This is a genomic window from Streptomyces hygroscopicus subsp. hygroscopicus, from assembly GCF_001553455.1.
GTDB classification, from domain to species: Bacteria; Actinomycetota; Actinomycetes; order Streptomycetales; family Streptomycetaceae; genus Streptomyces; species Streptomyces hygroscopicus.
The window spans coordinates 1-2,508 of sequence record NZ_BBOX01000201.1; the positions used below are offsets into that span (position 1 = coordinate 1).

The 2,508-nt window shown below is 71.0% G+C and carries 1 protein-coding gene and 1 pseudogene; one reads left to right on the forward strand and one right to left on the reverse strand.

The genetic code is table 11. The annotated features are described in order from the left end of the window. Nucleotides 1–69 precede the first annotated feature (69 nt). A complete protein-coding gene (locus AXW62_RS21350; RefSeq protein ID WP_030839444.1) occupies nt 70–1,245 on the reverse strand; it encodes a trypsin-like serine peptidase in 1,176 nt (391 codons plus the stop codon). Nucleotides 1,246–1,505: 260 nt separating this feature from the next. Between AXW62_RS21350 and AXW62_RS45945 the strand changes: the two are divergent. Continuing rightward, nucleotides 1,506–1,745, forward strand: a pseudogene (locus AXW62_RS45945) (aspartate aminotransferase family protein); the annotation flags it as partial. Nucleotides 1,746–2,508: the final 763 nt, after the last annotated feature.

The following is a 2,508-nucleotide window of genomic DNA, read 5'->3' on the forward strand; positions in this document are numbered from 1 at the left end:
TCCGGGGGCGGGCCCTCGCCGTAGGAGCCTGTCGGTGACCGGCTCAGCCGGTCACCGACAGGCAGCCGCTCACTGGTTCGCGAACTTCTTGCTGACCGCGTTGTAGACGCCCTTCGCCTCGGGGCCCAGGTGCGGACCTGCCAGCCAGGTGGCGTTGGACGGGCCGATCGAGGTGTTGGACACCAGCGCCGGCTTGCCGTCCGAGCCCTGGGCGACCCAGCCACCGCCGGAGGAGCCCGCGGTCATGGTGCAGCCGATGCGGTACATCGTCGGCTGCCCGGCGTCCAGCGAGAGCCGTCCCGGCTTGTCCGCGCACTGGTTCATCTTCTGGCCGTCGAACGGCGGAGCGGCCGGGTATCCGGTGGCCGTGATCTCGTCGATGGACTTCACCGCCGGGGCGTTGAAGTCGACCGGCAACGCGCCGCCCACCGTCTCCTCGAGCGACTTGCCGCCGCTGACCTCCGGCTTCACATGCATCACCGCGAAGTCGTACGGGGCGCCCTTGCCGCCCACGGCCGCGCCGGTGTCGATCCACTGTGAGGAGGTCTGCGCCCAGTCGGCCCACCAGACCCCCTTGGGCGCCAGCTCCTCCCTGGTGGCGTTCTCCAACTCGGCCTGGGACTTGCCCGAGTCGTTGTACGAGGGGACGAACATCAGGTTCTTGTACCAGCCGCCGCCCTTGCCCGCGTGGACGCAGTGGCCCGCCGTCCACACCAGGTTGGACTTCCCGGGGTGCGCCGGGTCCTGGACCACGGTCGCCGAGCAGACCATCGAGCCCTCGGGCCCGTCGAAGAAGACCTTGCCCGCGTAGGGGACGTTCGCGCTGTACGGGCTGGCGACCTCCTTGGCCGCGACCGGCTGCGGATCGGGGTCCGTCACGCCCTGGTCGTCCGCGATGTCGCTGTCGTCGACCGGCTTGTCGGGCTCCTGCGCCTCGCGCATCCGGTCCGGCTTCCACAGGCCCTTGATGATCGGGTTGATGAAGTCGCCGGCCTCGCGCAGCCAGTCGTTCTTGTCCCAGTTGTTCCAGGCACCGTTCTTCCACTGGTCCAGGTCGATGCCGAGGTTCTTCAACTTGTCGTTGAGGTTGTCGGGCAGCTTGATGTCGCCCACGCCCTGCTGCTTCGACGACTCGGTGGGCCCGGCGCCGGCGTTGTCGTCCGAGGAGTCGCACGCGGTGGCGGTGAGCGCCAGCACCGAGGCTATGGCGGCCACGACCAGTGCGGGTCGGCGTTTGGATGGCATGGGCGGAACTCCCCCTGAGGATCTGAGCTGCTCTACGGCCTGTGTGGAATTGTCATGCACCGCCCCGACAACGGGGTGGCATCCCACTATGCCGGTGTCGCCTACGACGGTTGCGAGCGGGTCCTTGGTTCCCGGCCGCAAGGATCTTCGCCCAGCCCGTGATCCGGAGCCCGACGCGTCGTTGGTACGTACGGGGGACAGCCGCAGGGTGTTCAGCAGCAGGAGGAACGAGACTCGTGGCCGAGACCCAACTCCCGTCGTTGGCCCTGCCAAGCGTCTGTGACGACGGCGGCCCCGCCCGGGGCATTCTGCGGCGTCAGTCGCTGCGTCAGCCGGCCGCCCGCACCTACGTCCGGGCGCTGCCCATCGTTCCGGCGCGCGCCCGGGGGAAGACGATCGAAGGAGCCGACGGCTGCCGCTGTCCCGACGGTCTCTCCGCAGCCGTAGCCGTAGCCGTCGCCGGAGCCGGAGCTCTGGCCCTGGGACACAACCACCCCGTGGGGGCCTCATGATCGGCCTGGGACCGGTCACTCCGGAGGCCGAGCCCGCCGCGTACGCCGACCACGAGGGCACCCCAGACGGGGAAGCCCGGGGTGACGCAATCCGGGGTGAGGCAGCCCGGTCGGTGGGCGCCGAGGACGGGGGTGCGCATGGAGCCCCGTGTGAGGGAGCCTCGTACGCCGACGCCGTGCATACGGCGGCTCTGCCCGCCGCCCCCGCCCTCGCGGCGGCGGTCCAGCAGGAGTGTTTGTGGCGTGAGCTCATCGTCGAACTCGGCGGACGCCACAGCGGGCTGATCCGCCTTCTCCCTCCACTGACTATCACCGACGAGCAGGCAGAGGCCGTCCTGGTCCGGCAGACCGGCGCCCTGGACGCCACGATCCGCGCCACCGGAACCCGCCCGCGCGAACTCCCGCCATCGTTACCCCCGTTCGCGCCCCACCGCACTCGTTCCTGTCCCGTTCGCCCCGTCGCTCGCCGGAGACCACCGGTGACGCGTCCCTCGCGCCGGGGGTCGCCGGTAACCCGTCCCTGGTGCTCGGGATCGCCGATGACGTGTCCCGCTCGCCGGAGATCTCCGGCGACGCGCCCCGCACCGTACGACCGCACCACCATCGCACCACCGAAGGAGGCAGGCGCCGGGCCCAGGACGTGAACGTCGTGACGCCCGCGCCGCACCCACCATGCCGCACACCCCAGGGGGAGCCCCCTTGCCTCCCCAGCCGCAGCCCGTGCCCGGCGCCATGACCGGCCCCGACGACC